Origin of the sequence: Streptomyces sp. NPDC052016, from assembly GCF_044548445.1 — a bacterium.
GTDB lineage: Bacteria > Actinomycetota > Actinomycetes > Streptomycetales > Streptomycetaceae > Streptomyces.
Genome location: NZ_JBIUBX010000008.1, coordinates 1 through 19893, shown reverse-complemented (window position 1 = coordinate 19893; position 19893 = coordinate 1). Strand labels below are relative to the sequence as shown.

The following is a 19893-nucleotide window of genomic DNA, read 5'->3' as shown; positions in this document are numbered from 1 at the left end:
CCTCGCCGGTCACGGAGCCGACGACCAGGGTGCGGCCCGCCTCGCGGATCCGCTCGACCGTGACGGCCGCATACCGGTCGCGGGGCGTCGCCGTGACCCGGGCGGGACACCGTGACGTAGCCGCCCGGACGGGCGGTCATGACCAAGCGCACGCCGGTCGCCGGTCCCGCCCGCAGCGGTACGGCGACCACCGGCGTGCCCTCGGTCCCGACCGCGACGTCGTCGCTCGCGTCGCCCCCTGTGCCGTCGGCGCCGCGCAGCTGGGTTTCGGACGCGCCGGGAAGGAGGTGTTGGTCCCGTCCCGGTGGAAGTGGCCACGACCCGGTCCTGGCACGGCCGGGCAACGTCGAGGTGATCGTGTCGGGGGAGGAGTCGTCGCCAGGGGCCCGTGCCCGCGGGGCACGGGCCGCAGAGCCGCACCTGCTGCGCCGGGAATGCCGCTCAGGCCTCCAGCGGGTTGGCGCGTGCCGCGGCCAGCAGGTACCAGGCGGTGGCCCCGGTGTGCCGGTAGGGGTAGTAGCCGAACCCGAAACCGGTGTCGAGCGGGCTGCTCGCCGAGACCACGCCGGACCGCGCGGGGAGCGCCCTGCCGCCGACGGTCTGGCCGGGGCCGAGCAGGTCCTGGGCGCGTTCGATCGAGGCGATCAGCCGCCGGGCGCGGGCCTCGTCCCCGGGAGCGTGGCGGTGGCGGAGGGCGAGCGCGAGGTGGGCCGTGCCTTCGAACCAGACCCCGTTGCGGTCCGGCTTGGGCTGGCCGGGGGCGATGGGGCTGTCCTCGTCGGCCAGCAGGCTCGCGGAGCTGAAGGTGACGCCTTCGTAGGCCTGGCCCGTGGGCACCGTGCTGTTGGGCCGGTCGGCGGTGTCGAGGACGGCGAGCTCGGCGGTGGCCCAGTCCAGGGACCGGGAGTGGGCGGGGGAGGAGAGCGCGAGGTGGGTCCAGGTCTGGGTGTCCTCGGGGATCGGGGACTTGTTGATCGTCACGCCGTCGTTGGTGCCGGTGTAGAAGAAGCCCTGGGACGGCTCCCACATCTTCCTGACGAAGGCTGCCGCACGCGCGCGCCGCTCCAGCCAGATCCGGTCCCCGGTGAGCCGCGCGAGCCGGCCGAAGAGGCCGACGAGGTCGGTGTTGTGTTCGGTCGAGGTGAAGGGCAGCTTCTCACCGGCCCCGTCGACGCCGAACTTGTAGCCGCCGAGGGGCTCGTCGGTGCGCCCGACGCGCTCGATCCACTCGCCGATCCGCACCGCGCCGGTGAGGAAGCGACGCTTGCCCGTCCGGCCCGCGAGGGTGCTCAGCGCGATGCCGGCCCAGGCCATGTCGCCCACGGCGGTGCCGGTGAAGCCGAACTGGGTCCCGACGTTGACCGTCCCGTCCGCGCGCACGAAGCCGTCCGGCTGCGGGGAGCCGTCGTAGAAGGTGTAGGGGCCGACGTTGTAGGCCTGGCGCAGCCTGCCGTCGTCGTACACGGGGTCGTGGGCCTGGGCGTACAGGAGCGCGTCGCCGAGGGTCACGGCGCGGGCGTGGCCGTCGGCGGTGCGGGACGCCAGATGGGCCAGGACCGCGAGCGCGTTGTCGTAGGTGAACGCGGTGCTGAAGAGACCAGCCTGGTCGGTGTAGCTCTGGGCCAGCCGCACGCCGCCGTGCTCCGGGTAGGCGTCCATGGCCGCGGCGAGGAAGGCGTACGCCCGTCCGCGCGCGGTGGGCCGGGCGGTGGACGGGCGCTGCGTCGCCCAAGCCGTGCCGGAGCCGGCCACGGTCAGGGCCGTGGCTCCGACGGCGAGTCCGGTCCCGATGAGCGCGCGACGGCTGAGTTCCGGGCGTTGGCTGCCGGTCATGGGGCTCCTCGAATTGGGGCGGGTCGCGGGACGGTGAGAGTGAGGCGAGCGTGAGAAACGCGGTGAGAGCGCTCTCAAGCGGCGCGCGCTCATTTTGCTGTCGCACGGGGATCCGGTCAACGCCTCGTGCGGTCACAGCGGTTGGGCTGCGAGGACGGGCTGGGAATGTGGGCCCGCGGTGTGCTCCGATGCGATGACGTGAAGCCTGGACGGTCGCCCGAGCGGAGCGCCGGACGCGCATGACGATCCATCAGATCGCTGGGTCGTATGGGCCCGCGGGCTCATCAGGTCAAGCGTCCCGGACCCTTGACTCGCACGGCGGCAGCCGGGATCCTCGTCGCACATCTTGCGCCGGTCATGACAACCCGGCAGGCCCGCTCCCCCCGGGGACCCCGGGCGTTGCCCGGTCGTCGGCCGTGCCGTCCCGCCGACCGATGGACGTGGGGAGAGACCATGACTCGACGCCGGTACCGCAGACGCAGAGACGTCACCGTTGTGTCGCTCCTCCTCCTGGTGCTGGCGATGGTCCTGGGCCCCACACCGAGTTCTGCGGCCGGCACGGACTGGTGGGTGCCGACCTCCCGGCCCGCCCCGGACTCCCAGATCAACGTCACCGGCGAGCCGTTCACCGGCACCGATGCGCAGGGCGAGGTGCGCGGGTTCGTCGACGCGCACAACCACCTCATGTCCAACGAGGCCTTCGGCGGGCGGCTGATCTGCGGCAGGACCTTCTCCGCGGCCGGGATCGCCGACGCGCTCAAGGACTGTCCCGAGCACTACCCCGACGGCACGCTCGCGATCTTCGACTACATCACCCACGGCGGTGACGGCCGGCACGACCCGGTCGGCTGGCCGACGTTCAAGGACTGGCCCGCCTACGACTCGATGACCCATCAGGCGAACTACTACGCCTGGATCGAACGCGCCTGGCGCGGCGGCCAGCGGGTCCTCGTCAACGACCTCGTCACCAACGGCGTGATCTGCTCGGTGTACTTCTTCAAGGACCGCAGCTGCGACGAGATGACCTCGATCCGGCTGCAGGCCAAGGTGACCTACGACCTGCAGGCCCACATCGACACGATGTACGGCGGCACGGGCAAGGGCTGGTTCCGGATCGTCACCGACAGCGCGCAGGCCCGCGAGGTCATCCGGCAGGGCAAACTGGCCGTCGTCCTGGGCGTCGAGACCTCCGAGCCGTTCGGCTGCAAGCAGATCCTCGACATCCCCCAGTGCGGCAAGGAGGACATCGACAAGGGGCTGGACGAGCTGTACGCGCTGGGCGTGCGCAGCATGTTCCTGTGCCACAAGTTCGACAACGCCCTGTGCGGCGTCCGCTTCGACTCGCACGGCCTCGGCACGGCCGTCAACGTCGGCCAGTTCCTGTCCACGGGCACCTTCTGGCGGACCGAGAAGTGCACCGGCCCGCAGAAGGACAACCCCATCGGCGGCGCGGCGGCCCCCGAGGCCGAGGCGGATCTGCCCGCCGGAGTCGAGGTCCCCGCCTACGACGAGAACGCCCGGTGCAACGTCCGCGGGCTCACCGACCTGGGCGAGTACGCCCTGCGCGGCATGATGAAGCGCAAGATGATGGTCGAGATCGACCACATGAGCGTCAAGGCGACCGGTCGCGTGCTCGACATCCTCGAGGCCGGGTCCTACCCGGGCGTGCTCTCCTCCCACAGCTGGATGGACCTCGACTGGACGGAGCGCGTCTACTCCCTCGGCGGCTTCGTCGCCCAGTACATGCACGGCTCCGAGGAGTTCGGCGCGGAGGCGAGGCGCACGGACGCGCTGCGGGAGAAGTACGGCGTGGGCTACGGCTACGGCACCGACTTCAACGGCGTCGGCGACCACCCCGCCCCGCGCGGCGCCGACACTCCGAACCCGGTGACGTACCCGTTCAGGAGCGTCGACGGCGGCTCCGTCATCGACCGGCAGACGACCGGCGCACGCACCTGGGACTACAACACGGACGGCGCCGCCCACGTCGGCATGATCCCCGACTGGATCGAGGACATCCGGCTCGTCGGCGGACAGGGCGTGGTGGACGACCTCTTCCGGGGGGCCGAGTCCTACCTCGACACCTGGGGCGGCACGGAGAGGCACCAGGCGGGGGTCGACCTCGCCAGGGGCGCCACCGCCACGGCCGCCTCGACCGAGTACAACCCGTTCACCAGCTACGCCCCGGGGCGGGCCGTCGACGGCGACGGTGACACCCGCTGGGCCAGTGACTGGAGCGACGACCAGTGGTGGCAGGTCGATCTCGGCGCGACGAGCCTGGTCTCACGGGTCACGCTCGACTGGGAGCGCGCGTACGGGAAGTCGTACCGCATCGAGCTCTCCACGGACGGGCGGAACTGGCGCACCGCCTGGTCCACGACCTCCGGCGACGGCGGTCTGGACACGGCCCGCTTCACCGGCACACCGGCCCGCTACGTCCGTGTCCACGGCCTGGACCGCGGTACGGACTGGGGGTACTCGCTGTACGAGGTGGGCGTCCACAGCGGCTGACACCGGCGGGGCACGAACACGAGCACGAGCACGACTACGGGGGCACGCGCACATGGCACGGATGCCGTCGGCCGAGCGGCGCCGGCAACTCACGGAAGCGGCGATCAGAGTGATGGCCCGGGACGGCGTCGCCCGGACGACGACCCGGTCCATCGCCGCCGAGGCGGGCGTGTCCCTCAGCGTCTTCCACTACTGCTTCGACTCCAAGCAGGAGCTGGTCGAGTCCGTGATCACCACCATCACGGACCACTCCGTGACGCTGGTGAAGGAGGCCCTGCGCGCGAGGGCCACGCTGGAGGAGACCGTCCGGGCCGGCTTCCAGGCCTACTGGAGCCACGTCCGAGCCCACCCCGACGAGCACATGCTCACCTACGAACTGACCCAGTACGCCCTGCGCCGGCCCGGCTTCGAGCATCTGGCGCGACGCCAGTACGAGGTGTACGTCGAGACCTACGCCGAGCTCGTCGACCAGCTGCGGAAGAGCAGGGACTTCCGGCTCCGGGTGCCCGTCGCCGTACTGGCCCGCTATCTGGCCGCCGTCACCGACGGTCTCACCCTGAACTACCTGGTGCTCGGTGACGACGAGGCCTGGACCGGCATCCTCGACACGGTCACCGCGCACATCGCCGGCCTGGTGGACGCCGGCACCTCCGGCTGAACCCGCGCGGTCCCCGCGCCCCGCCTCGCCCGGCCGCCACCCTCCGGGAGCGCGCCGGCCGCCCGACCGGAACGGGCGCCCTCACAGCCGGCCCGGGGGAGGGCAGGGGGCGCGTGTGCTGCCCGCGAGCAGGGGAACTCGGGGCGCGCCCGTGCACGCCGACCCACCCAGGAGGTGCCATGACCGCTGATGCCGTGCCTGACGTGGAACGGACCGACGACCAGGAGGACGTGCCCCTCGGCGGCTACGCGGTGCTCGCCGGAGCCTTCACGACCGCCGCCGCCGTGTACGCGGGCCTCGCGCGGAGCCGGGGGCTGCGGCTGCCCGAGCGGGTGCCGCCGTGGGACGTGGCCCTCCTGGGCACGGCCACGTACAAGGCGGCCCGGCTGCTGTCCAGGGACAAGGTCACCAGCTTCGTGCGGGCGCCATTCACCCGCCGCACGGGTGAGGCCCTCGGCGCCGAGGTCATGGACGAACCCCGGGGCCGCGGAGTACGGCGCGCCGTCGGCGACCTGGTGTCCTGCCCGTTCTGCCTCTCGGTGTGGGTGGCGGGCGCCCTGGTGGGGAGCTACGCCTGGACGCCCCGGGCCACCCGTCTGGTCTGTGCGGGCCTCGGCGCCGTGACGCTGGCGGACTGGCTGCAATATGCATGGACGTGGACGCAGCAGACCACGGAGGAGTGAGAAGTGAGCACGATGAGCCACCGCACCCCGTCCCAGGCCGAGGGTGAACGGGACGACGAGGACACACTCGACACGACCGAGTACCCCACCCCCTCCCAGGCGGAAGGCGAGCGCGACGACGAGGAGACGCGCGACACGACCGAGTACCCGACCCCCTCCCAGGCGGAGGGCGAGCGCGACGAGCAGGAGGACGCGTCGGACGAGCACATCGATACCTGAGGGGCCGCGGCCGGTCCTCACCCGACGCCGGTCCTCATCCGACGTACCGGCGCGCCGACGAGGACCGCCGGGCCCGCTGCAGCGCCGCCAGCCGCCGTTCGATCTCCGGCGGCACGGGCGCCCGCTGCTTCAGCACCCAGGGCAGCCCGGCCGCCGCGTACGCGAACGCTCGCACCGACGCCACGTCATGGGGCACCGTGACCATCAGCTGGGCGGTCCGCCGCAGAGCCGGCACGAGCGGGCGGCGCAGCCAGGTGAACCACAGCGTGTTGCGGATCCCCAGGATCCGGCGCGCCCTGCTGTCCCTGACCGTCGAGGCCTGATGGTGGATCGTCAGCTCCTCGACGTAGCTCAGCCACCAGCCCTGCCGCAGCAGATCGGTGGCCAGGAGCTCCTCCTCGCCGCCGAGCCACAGGCCGGGATGGAAACCGCCCGCGCCCCGGAAGGCCTCCGTGCGCAGGACGGTCGCGGCCGCGAGGAAGGAACCGAGGGCCGGTCCCGGAAGGAAGTCGGGTCCGGTCAAGGGGGACTCACGCAGCTCCTTGACGACGGGGTCCTCGGTGCCGCGGGGCTCCACGACGATGCGGGCCGTGACCCCGGCCAGTCGCGGCCGCTCGTCCAGCAGATCCGCCGCCCGCCGCAGACTGCCCGGCTCCCACCAGGTGTCGTCGTCGCAGAAGGCCACATAGGGCGTGCGGACGTGACGCACCGCCAGGTTGCGTCCGATCGCGCCCAGGTTCTTCCCCGGCTCGAGCAGCGAGACCTCGGGGAACTCCCGCCGGACCGCTTCGGCCGTGCCGTCGGAGGAGCCGTTGTCGGTGACGATCACGGGCGGCCGCTCCGGCAGTTCGCGCAGACGCGCGAGCGTGCGCAGCAGTTCGGGGCGGCGGTTGTGCGTGATGACGACCACCGTCGTCCGGGTGTCCTTCTCGTCCCCGCTCATGCCGGTCCACCCCCGTCCAGCGACCGGGCCGCCCGCTCCACCCCCGGGGGCAGCCTCCGGCGGCGCGCGAGCGCGGCGGGCAGGCGCTCCGCCACCTCGAGCAGGGCGCGGCGGGCGCCCGGCTCACCGGCGATCGCGGCGGCCGTGAGACGAGCGCCGGCGCGCAGGGCCACGGTGAGGGGGCGGCGCAGCCACAGGGTCAGCACCTCGTTGCGGCGCATCAGAGGGATTCGCCCGCCGCGGCCTCCCGGATCCGGCAGATGCCGGGCCGTCAGCGCGGGCTCGTACGTCACACCCCAGCCGGCGGCCGCCAGGTCGTACGCGAGCAGGGTCTCCTCGCCGCCGAAGAACAGCAGCGGATGGAAGCCGCCGGCTTCCAGGAACGCCTCCCGGCGCACCACGGAGGCGCAGGCCAGGAAACCGAGCACCGGGCGGCCCGGCAGGTCGGGCTCGTACGGCAGGGGAGAGGCGGCGAGGACGGCGTTCAGAGGGTCCTCCGCCCGGTCGGGGCCGACGAGGGTGCGGGCGGTCACCAGACCCAGGCGGGGATGGGCGTCGAGGAGGTCCGCCGCCCGCCGCAGACTTCCCGGCTCCCACCAGGAGTCGTCGTCGCAGAACGCGACGTACGGGGTGGTGGCCTGCCGTACCGCGAGGTTGCGGCCCACGGCGCCGGTGTTCCGGCCCGGCCTGAGGACCCGAGGGGCCGCCGGGTGACGGCGGACCGCCTCGAAGGTCGCGTCGTCCGAGCCGTTGTCGACGACGATGACGGGCGGCCGCTCCGGCAGCGCGGTCAGGGCGTCGAGGGTCCGCAGGACGCCGGCGCGCCGGTCGCGGGTGATCATCGCCACCGTGATCCGGTCGTCCGGCGCCTGACGGACGGGTTGGGCCTCGCGGACGGGTTCAGCGGACACGGGATGTCTCTTCCTTCCGGGGCCGGGCGCCCGCCGGTGCGGGGCGGAGCAGGGCCAGGGCGGCGGCGGTGGCCTCCTCGGCCGTGATGCGCACGAGCTGGGGATCGGGGGCGTCGCCGTGCGGGTCGCCGGGCGGTCCGGGTTTCCACAGGGCGACATGGCGCGCGGAGCGGGGCGGGCCCCACAGGCGCGGGGAGACCGGCCCGAAGAGCGTCACCGACGGCGTGGCATGGGCGACGGCGAGATGCGCCGGTCCCGTGTCGCCGCTGACGACCAGCGCCGCGCGGGCCACCAGCGCCGACAGCACGCCGTAGGGCAGCCCACCGCGCAGCACGTCCCGCTCCGGCAGGCCCGCGCGGCCGGCGACGTCCAGGACCAGCGCGTCCTCCTTCGGACCGCCGGTGACCACGACACGGTGGCCGGCGGCGCGCACCTCGCGCACGAGGGCGGCGTAGCGCTCGGCCGGCCAGCGACGGGACGCGGACTCCGCCCCCGGGTGGACCACCACGGCTCCGGGCGCCGGGGACACCTCCGTGGGAGGAGGCAGGCGTACGTCGTCGGGGTCGGCGGCGATGCCGTACGCCGCGAGGAAGCGGCACCAGCGCGTGCGTTCGTGTTCGTCCCGCCGCCACTCGGGGGGCGGGGGGACCCGCTGGGCGAAGGCCAGCAGCCGGCCGGGGGCGAGCGCGGCCAGCGCGTCGCGGCTGGCCGGGCCGTTGCCGTGCAGGTCGATCGCCAGGTCCGGGGGCGGCCCCGGCCAGTGGCCGAGCGACGGCACGCCCCGGTTCGGGGCCTCGGCCGGGAGGACGGTGTCCACCGTCGCGGTGGCCAGAGCCGCCTCCCGCAGCGATGCGGGCAGGGCGAGGACGATCTCATGACCGGGGAAGGCCCGGCGGATGCCGCGCAGCGCCGGCACCCCGGCGAGCAGGTCGCCGAGGCCCAGGGCGCGCAGCACCAGCAGCCGGGGGCGCCGTGCGGCGGTCACCCGCGCTCCCGTCCGTGCGCCACGCCGGCCGGCCGCGGCGCCAGGGCCGCCTTCTCGGCGATGCCCGTGGTGGATCGGCCGTCCAGATACGGGAACAGGACGACCTGGCCGCCCCAGCTCTCCACGAGCGGCGCCTCCGGCAGCCGTTCGAGGGCGTAGTCGCCGCCCTTGGCCCAGATGTGCGGGCGCAGTTCGGCGAGCAGTCGCTCCGGGGTGTCCTCGTCGAACACGGCGACCGCGTCCACGCACTCCAGGGCGCGCAGCACCCGGATCCGGTCCGCCACCGGCACGAGCGGTCGGCCGACGCCCTTGCGACGACGCACGGACCCGTCGGAGTTGACGCACACCACCAGGCAGTCCCCGGTACGGCGAGCGGCCTGGAGGAGGGCGACATGGCCGGCGTGCAGCAGGTCGAAGCAGCCTCCGGCGGCGACGACGGTCCCGCCCGCGGCCCGCACCCGCGCGGCCGTGCGCAGGGCGTCCACGGTCGGGTCGCCGTCGGCCGGCGGGGGCGCGGCCGGGAGGGCGGCCGGATCCGTGGCGAGTGAGCGGACGCCGCCCTCGGCGACGTACCGGGTCGCCGCGTGCACGGCTCCGCGCACGGCGGTCTCGGTGAGTTCGCCGTCCGCCAGCAGCCCGGCGGCGGTGGCGGCGAACCGGTCGCCGGCCCCGCAGGCATCCCCCTCGGCCGTGACCGGGGACGGCACCAGCAGCGGCGTGTCGCCGTGCGACAGCAGCGCGCCCCGCCCGCCCAGGGTGACGGCCACCGAGGCCGCCCTCCAGGCCCGGACCAGGGTGTCGGCGTCCCGTGCCGCCGTCTGCAGCGGGCTCGTGTCGGCGGGCGGATCACCCCCGGCGAAGACACGCGCCTCGCTGGCCGACGGCGTCACCAGCCGCACGCACGGCACCGGTTGCTCCCCGCGCGGGTGCGGGTCCCAGACGACGGGCACCCGCGCCGCCGCGGCCCGCAAGGCCTCGCGCAGTACCCCGGCGGCACCGCGGCCGTAGTCCGCGACGAGGACGGCACCGGCCTCCGTGAGGGCCGTGCGCGCCTCCTCGGTCGCCTCCGCGGCCCGGCCCTCGCCGTCGTCCAGGCGCAGCAGGGGCGTGCCCTCCGCGAGGACGCGGGTCTTGCTGGACAGGGTCCCGGTCAGGGGCAGCCGCACCACACGCACGCGGTCGGCCAGCAGCCGGACCAGCGTCTCGCTCGCCTCGTCCTCGCCGAGGGCGGTGACCAGGGTGACGGGCCTGCCGTCGGCCGCCGCCAGGACGGCAGCCAGCGCGGCTCCTCCCGGCCGGGAGGAGCGCCGGGCCTCACTGACGACCGGCACGGGCGCGTCGGGCGCAAGGCGCTGGGCCCGCCCGCACAGGTCGTGGTCGAGCAGCGCGTCCCCCACGACGACCAGCGGAGCCGAGGCACTCATACGCCGTCCTTCCGCGGGGCGGCCGTCCACCGGTCGTGCGTGCGCCGCCGTTCGACGGCCGCGCGCCGCTCGACGGTCCGGTCGAAGGACTCGCAGAGCATGTGGACGGCCACCAGGTGCAGCTCCTGGACCGTGGCGGCCGACGCCGCCTCCACGCACAGGGCCGCGTCCGCCGTCCCCTCCAGCGGGTTGGGCGCCGGGCCGGTCAGCACCCACACGGTCATGCCGAGGCGGTGCGCCTCCTTGGCGGCGACGAGCAGGTTGGCGCTGGCGCCGCTGGTGGACAGCAGCATCAGCACGTCCCCGGCCCGGCCGTGTGCGGCGACCTGACGGGCGAAGATCTCCTGGACGCCGTAGTCGTTGGCGATCGCGGTCGTGGAGGAGGTGTCGGCGTGCAGGGCGAGCGCCGAGAACGGCGGGCGGTCGTCGCGGTAGCGGCCGACCAGTTCGGCGGAGAGGTGCTGGGCCTGGGCGGCGCTTCCGCCGTTGCCCGCGACCAGCAACCGGGCACCCGCCGCCAGGCGGTCGGCGAGGCCGGAGCCCCACCGCCGCAGGACGGGGGAGGCGTACTCCCGGAAGCCCTCGAGCGCCTTCATCAGGTCGTCGCAGTGCGTGGCGTCGGTGGCGATCTTCATCGGACGACTCCCGAGAGCGAGGGGACGGAGGACACGGCGCTGTAGACCCGGGCGACCCCGTCGGCGACGCGGTCCCAGGTGTAGCGGGCGAGGACCCGCCGCCGGCCGGCCGCCCCGTACCGGGCGAGCCGGGCCGGGTCGTCGAGGAGGCCGCGGATGGTGACGGCGAGGTCGTGGTCGTCCTCGGGCGGAACACCGGAGGGCACGAGGACGCCCGTGACGTCGTCCACGACGGTGTCGAGCTGCCCGCCGACCGCGGTGGCCACGACGGGCGCGCAGCAGGCCATCGCCTCGACCGGGACGATGCCGAACGGCTCGTAAAGGGGCAGGGACAGCACGAGGTCCGCGCCGGACATCAGCCGGGGCATCCGCGTGGGGCTGACCCCGCCCAGCAGGGTCACCCGGTCGGCGACCCCGTACTCCTCCGCGAGCGCGTACAGCCGCTCCGCCTCCGGCTCGGCGCCCAGCAGGGCCGGTTCCGGGCCGCCGGCGATGAGCAGTTCGGCGTCGGGGACGCCGGCCAGGGCACGGATCGCCCGGTCGAAGCCCTTGCGGGGCACGAGCCGGCCGACCGACAGCAGCCGGCGCGGTGCGGACGCGGGGCGCCGGGCGCCCGCGACCGGGGCGAACAGTGTGGGATCCACCCCGCAGGGGACGACGGAGACGCGGTCACGCGGCAGGCCCATGGCGACCAGCTCGCTCACCTCGTCCTCGCAGGTGGCGATGATGCCGCTGCACTCCCGCCCCACCGCGGTCTCGATGGCCACGCGCTGCGGCGGACTGGTGTCGGCCGCGCCCTGGTGACGCTTCTTCACCGTGCCGAGCGCGTGGTAGGTCTGCACGACGGGCACGCCCAGCGCGCGCGCCCCGGTCACCGCCGCCATCCCCGACATCCAGAAGTGGGCGTGCACCACGTCGGGTCGCTCCGCCGCCCACTCCCGGGCCAGCCACGCGCCGAACTCCGGTATGTACGGAAGAAGTTCGTCCTTGGGTATCGGAGCAGGGGGCCCGGCGGGCACGTGAACCACCTTCACCCCGTCCGGTGTGGTGACCCGCTCCGGCAGCGCGGGGTCGTCGCGGCGCGTGTACACGACGACCTCATGGCCCCGGCGGGCCAGCTGTCCGGCGAGTTGGGCCACGTACACGTTCTGTCCGCCCGCGTCCGGGCCGCCGAGCTCGGCCAGCGGACTGGCGTGCTCGGAGACCATGGCGACGCGGCCGGCCGTCGGGTGGCTGGGGCTCATCGGGTGACCTCCTTGATCAGGCGTTCCCAGTCGTCGCGGAAGCGCCGTTCTCCGTAGCGGGCCTGTGCCGCGGCCCTGGCGGCCTCCCCCGTCGCGCGGGCGTACGCCTCGTCCGCGGCGAACCGGCGGACCGCGTCCTCCAGCACGTCGAACCGGTTGGAGACCACTCCGGCTCCCTCGGGCACGGCCTCCCGCACCTCGGTGGTGTCCAGTGCCACCACAGGCATCCCGAGGAACATGGCCTCCAGCAGGGAGAGCCCGAGCGACGTCCACCGGACGGGATGCAGGTAGAGGCGGCAGCGGGCCATCGCCGGATGCAGCTCGCCCTGCGGCAGGTCCCGGCTGCGGCAGCGGCCGGGCGGCAACCCGAGGTGGCCGGCGAGCCCTTCGGTGCGCATGCCGAAGACGTCCAGCGGTACCGCGCGCGCGAACCCCGGCAGCAGGTCCGTCCCCGTCGTACGGCCGCGCCGGACCGGGTCGTTGACGACGACGGCGGCGCGGGGCTCCTCGCCGGTCCACAGGTGGCCGGGGTCGATGATGCCGTGCTCGATGACCGCGGTCGGCGCACGGCCGTTGTCCCACATCAGCCGGTTGAAGTGGGTGACGTGCACCAGCGTGACGTCGGTGCGGTCGGCGAGGGGGTGGCGGGTGCCGACGGCCGACTCGTGCGGGCAGTTGTGCTCGACGTAGACGGCGGGCACGTCGACACCGGGCCGGCGGCCCGTCCACTCGCGGGCCAGGTCGAGCTCGTGCGGCCGTTGCAACACCATGAGGTCGATATGGGTCCCGCGCAGCTCGGACGGGCTCGACTCCCTCACCGTGCGCGGCCACTCCCAGGTTCTGGCCCGCCCCAGCCCGTCCGGCCCGCGATCGGGCGTCACCGGGACGAGGAAGGTGTACGGGCCCTGGACGAACGAGGTCAGCCACGAGCCGTGTACATGCCAGACAAGGATGTTCATGCGCGCTCCTTCAGGAGTTTCCGCACCGCCTGCACCACGTCCTGGCCCGTGACCTCCTCCAGACACGGATGGCCCGGCACGGGACAGTGCCGGGCCCGGCTGTCCGCGCAGGGCGCCGCCTGATCGCCCAGCACCACGCTCGGCACCCCGTACGGCGCCCACCGCTCCGCCGGGACGACGGGTGCGAACAGGGACACGACCGGGGTGCCGACGGCCGCGGCCAGATGGGCGGGACCGGTGTTGCCGCACACCACGGCGTCGGCCGTGCGCAGCACACCCGCCAGGGTGCGCGGATCGGTCTTGCCGCCGAGATCCACCGCCGTGTCCCCGCTCACCCGCCGGGTGAGGGCCGTCTCCCCGGGACCGCCGGTGACGATCACCCGGTGACCGGCGTCGGCGAGCAGGGCCACGGCCTCGGCACAGCGCTCGGGACTCCAGGCGCGGGCGGGCGCGCTGGCCCCGGGGTGGACGACGACGTACGGGCCGTTGCCGGTCAGCGCGATGGTGTCGGGCGGCGGCAGCACCCGCAGCCGGCCGTCGTCCCCGGCGTGCGGCAGGAACCCCATCGCGGCGGCGGTGTCGAGCGCGGCCTCCACCTCGTGCCGGCCCGGCAGCCGCTGGTGCCGTACGTCGAGGAGAGTGCCCGGATGGTCGACGCTGTCGGCGCCGATCCGCCCGACGCCCGCCATCCGCAGCACCAGCGCGGTCGGCAAGGGGCTCTGGTGGAACGACGTGAGGACCAGCGCGACGTCGAACGCGCCCTGCCGCAACCGCCGCACCAGGCCCTCGACGTCGGCTTCCCGGACCGACGGCGGCTGCACGCCCTCCCACGGCGCCGACCACACGATCACCTCGTCCACGCCGGGCAGCAACCGGGCCGCGGGCTCGCCGCGCGGGCCGCAGAGCATGGTCACGCCGGAGCAGTGCGCGGCGACCGCGCGGACGGCGGGCCCGGCGAGCAGCACGTCGCCGAAGCTGTCGAGGCGTACGACCAGTGCCCTCACGACCCACCACCCCGCGTCCCGGCGAGAACCGCGCGGACCGCCGTCAGCAGGTCGCGGGCGGTGAGGGGCGCCGCGGCGACCTCCTCGGGCAGGGTCGCCGCGGTGGGGACCAGAACGCCCCGGGCGCCCGCCGCACGGGCGGCCAGGACGTCGGCCGCGATGTCGCCGATCAGCACGCAGTCACCCGGGTCCACCCCCAGCCGGCGGGCCGCCTCGAGCACCAGCCCCGGTCGCGGCTTGCGGCAGGCGCAGCCGTCACGGGGCAGGTGCGGGCAGTACACCCAGGTGTCCAGGCCGCCGAGGAGGGCGTCCGCCCGCTCGTTGACGCGCCGGACGTCGGCGTCCGTGAGCAGGCCGCGGCCGATGCCGGACTGGTTGCTGACCACACCGGTCGGGACGCCCGCGGCCCGCAGCAGGTCGAGAGCCTCCCGGGCGCCCGGCATCGGCCGCACCAGGTCGGGGTCGCCGTTGTAGGGCACGTCCTCGACGAGCGTGCCGTCACGGTCGAACAGGACCGCGGCGACGGGAGTGTCCGGGGCCGGGGCCGGGGAGAGCGTGGCCGGGCCCGTGCCGGTGGGGCCCACCGCCGCGCGGCGCCCGGCCGCGGGGTGTGCGGCGGCAGCCGGTGCCGTGGACCGGTCGTCGACAGCGCGTCCGGTGGCCGTGCCGTCCGTCGCGCACCCCCGGCCTCCTGGGGCGCGGGGAACTGCGCGCCCAGCCACCGCGTGCCTGCACGCGCGCATGTACGGGTGTACCGGTCGGTCTGCGCACACCAGCGACCGGGACGGGCCATCCGCCGTGCGGTGCGGGGTGGGAGACGGGCGGTCCGCCGTGCGGTGCGGGGTGGGAGACGGATGTTCCGCCGTGCGGTGCGGGGTGGGGGGCGTGCGGTCCGCCGTGCGGTGTGGGGTGGGGGACGTGTGTTCCGCCGTGTGTTCCGCCGTGCGGTGTGGGGTGGGGGACGTGTGTTCCGCCGTGTGTTCCGCCGTGCGGTGTGGGGTGGGGGGCGTGTGGTCCGCCGTGCGGTGTGGGGTGGGGGGCGTGTGGTCCGCCGTGCGTCCTGCGGCGCGTTGCGGCACCGTGCGCGGGGTCGTCATGACGCGCCTCCCATCCGCACGGACCCGCGGTGCCGCAGCAGGCCGTCGACCCAGTGGGCGACCGCGACCGGGGGGATGAGCACGCTCGTGGAAAGCATCGTGGTGATCTCGTGGCGCGTCCGGGGCCCCGGGCCGATGCGGGCCAGGGCGAACTCGGCCGTGCCCAGCGTCCAGAGGGCACCGGCGACTCCGGCGGCGCGCCGGCGGCCGGTGAGTGCGCAGGCGGACGCGGTGAGCGCGGCGGCCGTGACGAGGACGTGCCGGGGGAGCCGCCCGCGGGGCGCCCCGGCGCGGGTCCACCAGTCGCGGCCGTGCAGCCGGTTCATCAGGGCGTCGTCCGCGTTGCCGCGCTGCGCCCGTAGCGACACCCAGCGGTCGGCCGGGCGGACCGGGTGGCGGGTCGTGCGCCGGCCGCGGCGTAACGTCCAGCCGGCCTCCTGGACGCGCAGCGCGAGGTCGGCGTCCTCGCGGAACGCCCGTCGGAACCGCTCGTCGAAGCCGCCGACGTCGGCCAGCGTGGCGGTCCGGTACGCCATGTCGGCGGTGGCCCAGGCTGCCTGTTCCAGCCCGGCGGTGCCCCGCTCCCAGTCGGTGGGCCTGCGGTCCTCGGGCAGCGGGACGGTCAGCCGCCCCTGGATGCCACCGGTCGTCGCGTCGGCGGCCTGGAGGTCCTCGGCGAGACGGCGGGACCAGTCCGGCAGGACCTGCACGTCGTCGTCGAGGAAGACCGTCCACGGCGTGGCGACCGTGCGCCAGCCGGCGTTGCGGGCCGCCGCCGGGCCGCGTCCGCCCGTGGACAGGGTGCGGACCCGCTCGCGCAGCACCCCGGCCGCCTCCAGCGGCAACGCCACCGCCCCGCCCGGACCGGGGCGGTCGTCGACCACGACGACCTCCTCGGGCGGGTGCCCGACCGCCGCGGCGAGCGCGCGCAGGCAGTCGGCGAGGCAGGGGCGCCCGACCGTCGGCAGGACGACGGAGTAGGCGGGGGCGCCCGTCACGGCGCGGGCGTCCCTCATGCGAACACCTTCTTCCGGCGGATCGCGAACGGCCCGAGGGCGAGCAGGTCCACGGGAGCGGACCCGAAGCACTCCAGGGCGTCGCGCGGATCGTCGACCATCGGCCGGCCCGCGGTGTTGAGGCTGGTGTTGACCACCACCGGCAGTCCCGTCCGGCGCTCGAAGCCGTCGATCATCCGGGCCACCAGGGGCTCGTCCGCCCGGTCCACGGTCTGGATCCGCGCCGTGCCGTCCACGTGGACCACGGCCGGGATCCGCTCCCGCCACTCGGCGGCGACGTCGTGCACGAACAGCATGTAGGGGCTGGGCAGGGGCCCGTCGAAGAGCTCTGCGGCCCGCTCCGCCAGGACCATCGGGGCGACCGGGCGGAACTCCTCCCGCCCCTTCACGGCGTTGAGGCGTTCGAGGTTCTCGGCCCGCCCGGGGTGGGCCAGCAGCGAGCGGTGGCCGAGCGCCCTCGGGCCGTACTCGCTGCGCCCCTGGAACCAGGCCACGACACCGTCGCGGGCCAGCTCGTCGGCGACGGTCTCGGCGATGTCGTCGGGCTCCTCGTAGGGGACGGCCGCCCGCTCCAGCCAGGCGCGCAGTTCGGCGTCGCTCCAGCCCCGGCCCAGGGCGGCGGTCGGCATGGCCTCCACCGTCTCCTTCTGGTGGGCGACGTGGAGGGCGGCGCCGAGCGCCGTGCCCGCGTCGCCGGCCGCCGGCTGGACCCACACGCGCTCGAACGGGCCCTCCCGGTACAGCCGGGTGTTGGCCACGCAGTTGAGGGCCACGCCACCCGCGAGGGTCAGGACGTCCTCGCCGGTGCGCTCGTGCAGCCACCGCACCAGCCCGAGCAGCACCTCCTCCAGACAGGCCTGCGCACTGGCGGCCGCGTCGGCGTGGTCCCGCGTCCAGGGGGCGCCCGCCGGACGGGGCGGGACCAGCGAGGACCAGGGGACGGGACGGGCCCGGAAACCGCCCTCACCGTCCAGCCCGACGTACGCGCGCAACTGGTCGAGGAAGCGGGGCTTGCCGTAGGAGGCGAGGGCCATCACCTTGAACTCGTCGCTGCTGCGCAGGAATCCGAGGTGCTGGGTGAGGTCCTCGTAGAACAGGCCCATCGAGTCGGGCAGCGACTGCGAGCCCAGGACGGTCAGTTCACGGTTCGCGTAGCGGCCGGCGAGGTGGGAGCCGCACTCGCCGCGGCCGTCGAGCACGAGGACGGCACAGTCGGGGTACGGGGAGGCCTGGCCGGCGGAGGCGGCGTGGGCCACGTGGTGGGGGACGAAGCGGACCTTGGCGGGGTCGAGTCCGGGCAGCGCCTCGGCGAGGAACTCGGGGGCGCGGCGCGCGTATTCCTGGCGCAGGTGGTCCCAGGGGTCCTGCAGCCCCAACTGATCCGCCGGGCGGGCGAGTTCCGGGTCGTAGGAGTAGGCGACCGCGTCCAGCTCGGACGGGTCGAGCCCGGCCCGGTCCAGGCACCAGCGGGCGGACAGCTCGGGCAGCTCCCAGGCGGAGAACGGGACGGGCCGCTTGCCGTGCTTGCGACGGCTGAAGCGCTCCTCCTCCGTGGCTGCCACGATCTTGCCGTCCATGACGAGGGCGGCGGCGGGGTCGTGAAAGAGGGCGTTGATTCCCAGGACGCGCATACAGTGCCTCCGTGGCGGCGTGGTGGAAGACGTCTCAGACCGGCGGCGCCGGCTCCCGCGTCGGTTGCGTCGCGGCGAAGTAGGCGATCGTGTGCTTGATCCCCTCCTCCCAGGGCACCCTGGGCGCCCACCCCAGCAGCTCCCGGGCGAGGGTGGTGTCCGGGCGGCGCCGCTGGGGGTCGTCGACGGGTCGGTCGACGAACTCGATGCGGGAGGAGGACCCCGTCAGCTCCACCACCCGGCGGGCCAGGTCACGGACCGTGACCTCGTCGCTGCCGCCGATGTTGACGGGCCGCACCGAGTCGCTCGCGGCCACCAGCAGGATCCCGTCCACCGTGTCGTCCACGTAGCACAGCGACCGCGTCTGACTGCCGTCCCCCGCCACCGTCAGGGGCTCACCGGCCAGCGCCTGGCAGACGAAGGTCGGGACGGCGCGGCCGTCGTGCGCGCGCATCCGCGGCCCGTACGTGTTGAACAAACGTACGATCCCGGCGCGGGTGTCCCGGGCCCGCACATGGGCGGTCACCAGCGCCTCCGAGAACCGCTTCGCCTCGTCGTACACACTGCGCGGCCCGACGGGGTTGACATTTCCCCAGTAGTCCTCGCGCTGCGGATGCACCAGCGGATCGCCGTACACCTCGGAGGTCGAGGCCAGCAGGAACCGGGCCCGGTCACGCTCCGCGACGGCCAGCATGTTGCGGGTGCCCAGACTGCCCACGTCGAGCGTCTCCAGGGGCAGCCGCAGGTAGTCGGCCGGGGAGGCGGGGCAGGCGAAGTGCAGGACCACGTCGTACGGCCCCGGCAGCCGGGCGGGACACTCCGGCGCGGAGACGTCGCACTCGACGAACCGGAAACCCGGGCGGCCCTCCAGGTGGGCGATGTTCTCACGTGAACCCGACACCAGATTGTCGACGCAGTCGACTTCGGCACCTGAACTCAGCAGGCGCTCGCACAGGTGGCTGCCGAGGAACCCGGCGCCGCCGGTCACCACGGCGCGACGCCAGGGCAGGCAAGAGGTCGCATCAGACATGGGACGCCCTTCAGCCGCACCCGGAAGCGCTGAGTCATGGCGCACGGGGGGTCCGGTGCGGCACGGGAGGTTATGGGGACAGTGAGGGAACAGGACGCTCTTGTCGCGCCGATCATCGGCGCCGTCCTGGCCGGGCCGCCGCTTTCCCGACGGCTGTGGCTCGGGGTTTTCCGCCAGTAGCTTTCATACGTTGATGCCTATTGTGCGTAGGTAGCGACCCATTCGCGACTCCTGCCACAGGAGCACCAGCGACACCGGCACTCCCGAAACGACCGGTGTCGACCTCGTGGCGCTGGGCACTCGGCCCGTGGCGGATCCGACCCGGAGCCGTCGTGCCAGGCTGGAGGTGAAGGACATGGGTCATGGTGGGAACGTCATCGACGAGCTGGTGACCGATCACCGGGAGGTGGAGGAGCTCTTCGGCAAGATCGAGGCGCTGCCGTCCGGACACAAGGACCGCAAGCTGTACGCCGACCAGGCCACGATGGAGCTGGTCCGGCACTCGGTCGCGGAGGAGGCCTATCTCTACCCGGCGGTGCGCGAGCACATCACCGGCGGTGACGCCCTGGCCGACAAGGAGCTGGAGGACCACGCCAAGGCCGAGCAGATCATGAAGGACTTGGAGGGCTGCGACGCGGGTGACGCGGAGTTCGACCGGCTGGTCGGGATGCTGATGAGCGAGATCCGCGAGCACGTGGCCGACGAGGAGGGCAATCTCTTCCCCAGGCTGCGCGCCGCATGCCCCGCGGACGCGCTCGACGACCTGGGCGACAAGGTCCGCCAGGCGAAAAAGACGGCGCCGACGCGTCCCCACCCGGCCGCCCCGGACAAGCCGCCGGCCAACAAGATGCTGGCGCCAGGGGTCGGCATGGTCGACCGCATGCGTGACGCGCTGACCGGCCGGGGCAAGAAGAGCTGAGACCGGTCTCACCGGCACGCTGAGACCGGCCTCACCGGCACGGCGGGGGGGGGGGGGGGGGGGCGGGGGGGGGGGGGGGCGGGGGGCGGGGGGGGGGGGGGGGGGGGGGGGGGGGGCGGGGGGGGGGCCCCCCCCCGGCGCGGGGGGGGGGGGGGGGGGGGGGGGGGGGGGGGGCGGGGCGGCGCGCCGGG

18 protein-coding genes are annotated in these 19893 nt (G+C 74.6%); 5 read left to right on the top strand and 13 right to left on the bottom strand.

Going from position 1 to position 19893, the window contains the following annotated elements:
* Positions 1 to 441: 441 nt before the first annotated feature.
* The gene (locus ACIHAR_RS12065) at positions 442 to 1833 is read right to left on the bottom strand and encodes a Tat pathway signal sequence domain protein (RefSeq protein ID WP_400018900.1); all 1392 of its coding nucleotides are present in this window, start codon (positions 1831 to 1833) and stop codon (positions 442 to 444) included.
* A gap of 453 nt (positions 1834 to 2286) precedes the next feature.
* Here ACIHAR_RS12065 and ACIHAR_RS12060 point away from each other — a divergent pair, with 453 nt between their 5' ends.
* The 4 genes from ACIHAR_RS12060 (at position 2287) to ACIHAR_RS12045 (ending at position 5904) form a co-directional block, all read left to right on the top strand.
* On the top strand, positions 2287 to 4344 hold the full coding sequence (locus ACIHAR_RS12060) for a discoidin domain-containing protein (protein ID WP_400018898.1): 2058 nt from the start codon (positions 2287 to 2289) through the stop codon (positions 4342 to 4344).
* A gap of 52 nt (positions 4345 to 4396) precedes the next feature.
* Complete coding sequence (locus tag ACIHAR_RS12055) at positions 4397 to 5002, top strand: TetR/AcrR family transcriptional regulator (protein WP_400018895.1); 606 nt, start codon at positions 4397 to 4399, stop codon at positions 5000 to 5002.
* Positions 5003 to 5181: 179 nt separating this feature from the next.
* On the top strand, positions 5182 to 5685 hold the full coding sequence (locus tag ACIHAR_RS12050) for a DUF1360 domain-containing protein (protein WP_400018893.1): 504 nt from the start codon (positions 5182 to 5184) through the stop codon (positions 5683 to 5685).
* Between the two features lie 12 nt (positions 5686 to 5697).
* Entirely contained in the window at positions 5698 to 5904 is a 207-nt protein-coding gene (locus ACIHAR_RS12045; protein ID WP_365457039.1) for a hypothetical protein, read from the top strand.
* A 34-nt stretch (positions 5905 to 5938) separates the two neighbouring features.
* Here ACIHAR_RS12045 and ACIHAR_RS12040 read toward each other — a convergent pair whose 3' ends face one another.
* The 12 genes from ACIHAR_RS12040 to ACIHAR_RS11985 form a co-directional block, all read right to left on the bottom strand.
* Complete coding sequence (locus tag ACIHAR_RS12040) at positions 5939 to 6847, bottom strand: glycosyltransferase (RefSeq protein WP_365456889.1); 909 nt, start codon at positions 6845 to 6847, stop codon at positions 5939 to 5941.
* Positions 6844 to 7758: a glycosyltransferase family 2 protein gene (locus tag ACIHAR_RS12035; protein WP_400018891.1), complete on the bottom strand. Its 915-nt coding sequence runs from the start codon at positions 7756 to 7758 to the stop codon at positions 6844 to 6846. Before ACIHAR_RS12035 ends, ACIHAR_RS12040 begins: the two co-directional genes overlap by 4 nt.
* The gene (locus ACIHAR_RS12030) at positions 7748 to 8743 is read right to left on the bottom strand and encodes a glycosyltransferase family 9 protein (RefSeq protein ID WP_400018889.1); all 996 of its coding nucleotides are present in this window, start codon (positions 8741 to 8743) and stop codon (positions 7748 to 7750) included. The genes ACIHAR_RS12035 and ACIHAR_RS12030 overlap by 11 nt, the downstream gene beginning before the upstream one ends.
* Positions 8740 to 10167, bottom strand: coding sequence for a PfkB family carbohydrate kinase (locus tag ACIHAR_RS12025; RefSeq protein ID WP_400018887.1), 1428 nt, complete (start codon positions 10165 to 10167; stop codon positions 8740 to 8742). Before ACIHAR_RS12025 ends, ACIHAR_RS12030 begins: the two co-directional genes overlap by 4 nt.
* The gene (locus ACIHAR_RS12020) at positions 10164 to 10802 is read right to left on the bottom strand and encodes an SIS domain-containing protein (protein WP_365456880.1); all 639 of its coding nucleotides are present in this window, start codon (positions 10800 to 10802) and stop codon (positions 10164 to 10166) included. Before ACIHAR_RS12020 ends, ACIHAR_RS12025 begins: the two co-directional genes overlap by 4 nt.
* Positions 10799 to 12046, bottom strand: coding sequence for a glycosyltransferase (locus ACIHAR_RS12015; RefSeq protein ID WP_365456877.1), 1248 nt, complete (start codon positions 12044 to 12046; stop codon positions 10799 to 10801). The genes ACIHAR_RS12020 and ACIHAR_RS12015 overlap by 4 nt, the downstream gene beginning before the upstream one ends.
* Positions 12043 to 13005 (bottom strand): glycosyltransferase, encoded by a 963-nt coding sequence (locus tag ACIHAR_RS12010; protein ID WP_400018884.1) that lies wholly within the window; start codon positions 13003 to 13005, stop codon positions 12043 to 12045. The genes ACIHAR_RS12015 and ACIHAR_RS12010 overlap by 4 nt, the downstream gene beginning before the upstream one ends.
* Complete coding sequence (locus ACIHAR_RS12005) at positions 13002 to 14009, bottom strand: glycosyltransferase family 9 protein (protein ID WP_365456871.1); 1008 nt, start codon at positions 14007 to 14009, stop codon at positions 13002 to 13004. Before ACIHAR_RS12005 ends, ACIHAR_RS12010 begins: the two co-directional genes overlap by 4 nt.
* Positions 14006 to 14593 carry a D-glycero-alpha-D-manno-heptose-1,7-bisphosphate 7-phosphatase gene (locus tag ACIHAR_RS12000; RefSeq protein WP_400018882.1) on the bottom strand — a complete coding sequence of 196 codons (588 nt, stop codon included), beginning with the start codon at positions 14591 to 14593 and terminating at the stop codon, positions 14006 to 14008. The genes ACIHAR_RS12005 and ACIHAR_RS12000 overlap by 4 nt, the downstream gene beginning before the upstream one ends.
* A gap of 509 nt (positions 14594 to 15102) precedes the next feature.
* Entirely contained in the window at positions 15103 to 16122 is a 1020-nt protein-coding gene (locus tag ACIHAR_RS11995) for a glycosyltransferase family 2 protein (protein ID WP_400018880.1), read from the bottom strand.
* On the bottom strand, positions 16119 to 17753 hold the full coding sequence (locus ACIHAR_RS11990; protein WP_400018878.1) for a carbamoyltransferase: 1635 nt from the start codon (positions 17751 to 17753) through the stop codon (positions 16119 to 16121). The genes ACIHAR_RS11995 and ACIHAR_RS11990 overlap by 4 nt, the downstream gene beginning before the upstream one ends.
* Before the next feature lie 34 nt (positions 17754 to 17787).
* A complete protein-coding gene (locus ACIHAR_RS11985) occupies positions 17788 to 18783 on the bottom strand; it encodes an NAD-dependent epimerase/dehydratase family protein (RefSeq protein WP_365456862.1) in 996 nt (331 codons plus the stop codon).
* Positions 18784 to 19138: 355 nt separating this feature from the next.
* On the opposite strand from ACIHAR_RS11985, the gene ACIHAR_RS11980 reads away from it, so the two are divergent.
* Positions 19139 to 19702, top strand: a complete 564-nt coding sequence (locus ACIHAR_RS11980) for a hemerythrin domain-containing protein (protein ID WP_365456859.1) — start codon at positions 19139 to 19141, stop codon at positions 19700 to 19702.
* The last annotated feature ends 191 nt before the right edge of the window (positions 19703 to 19893 follow it).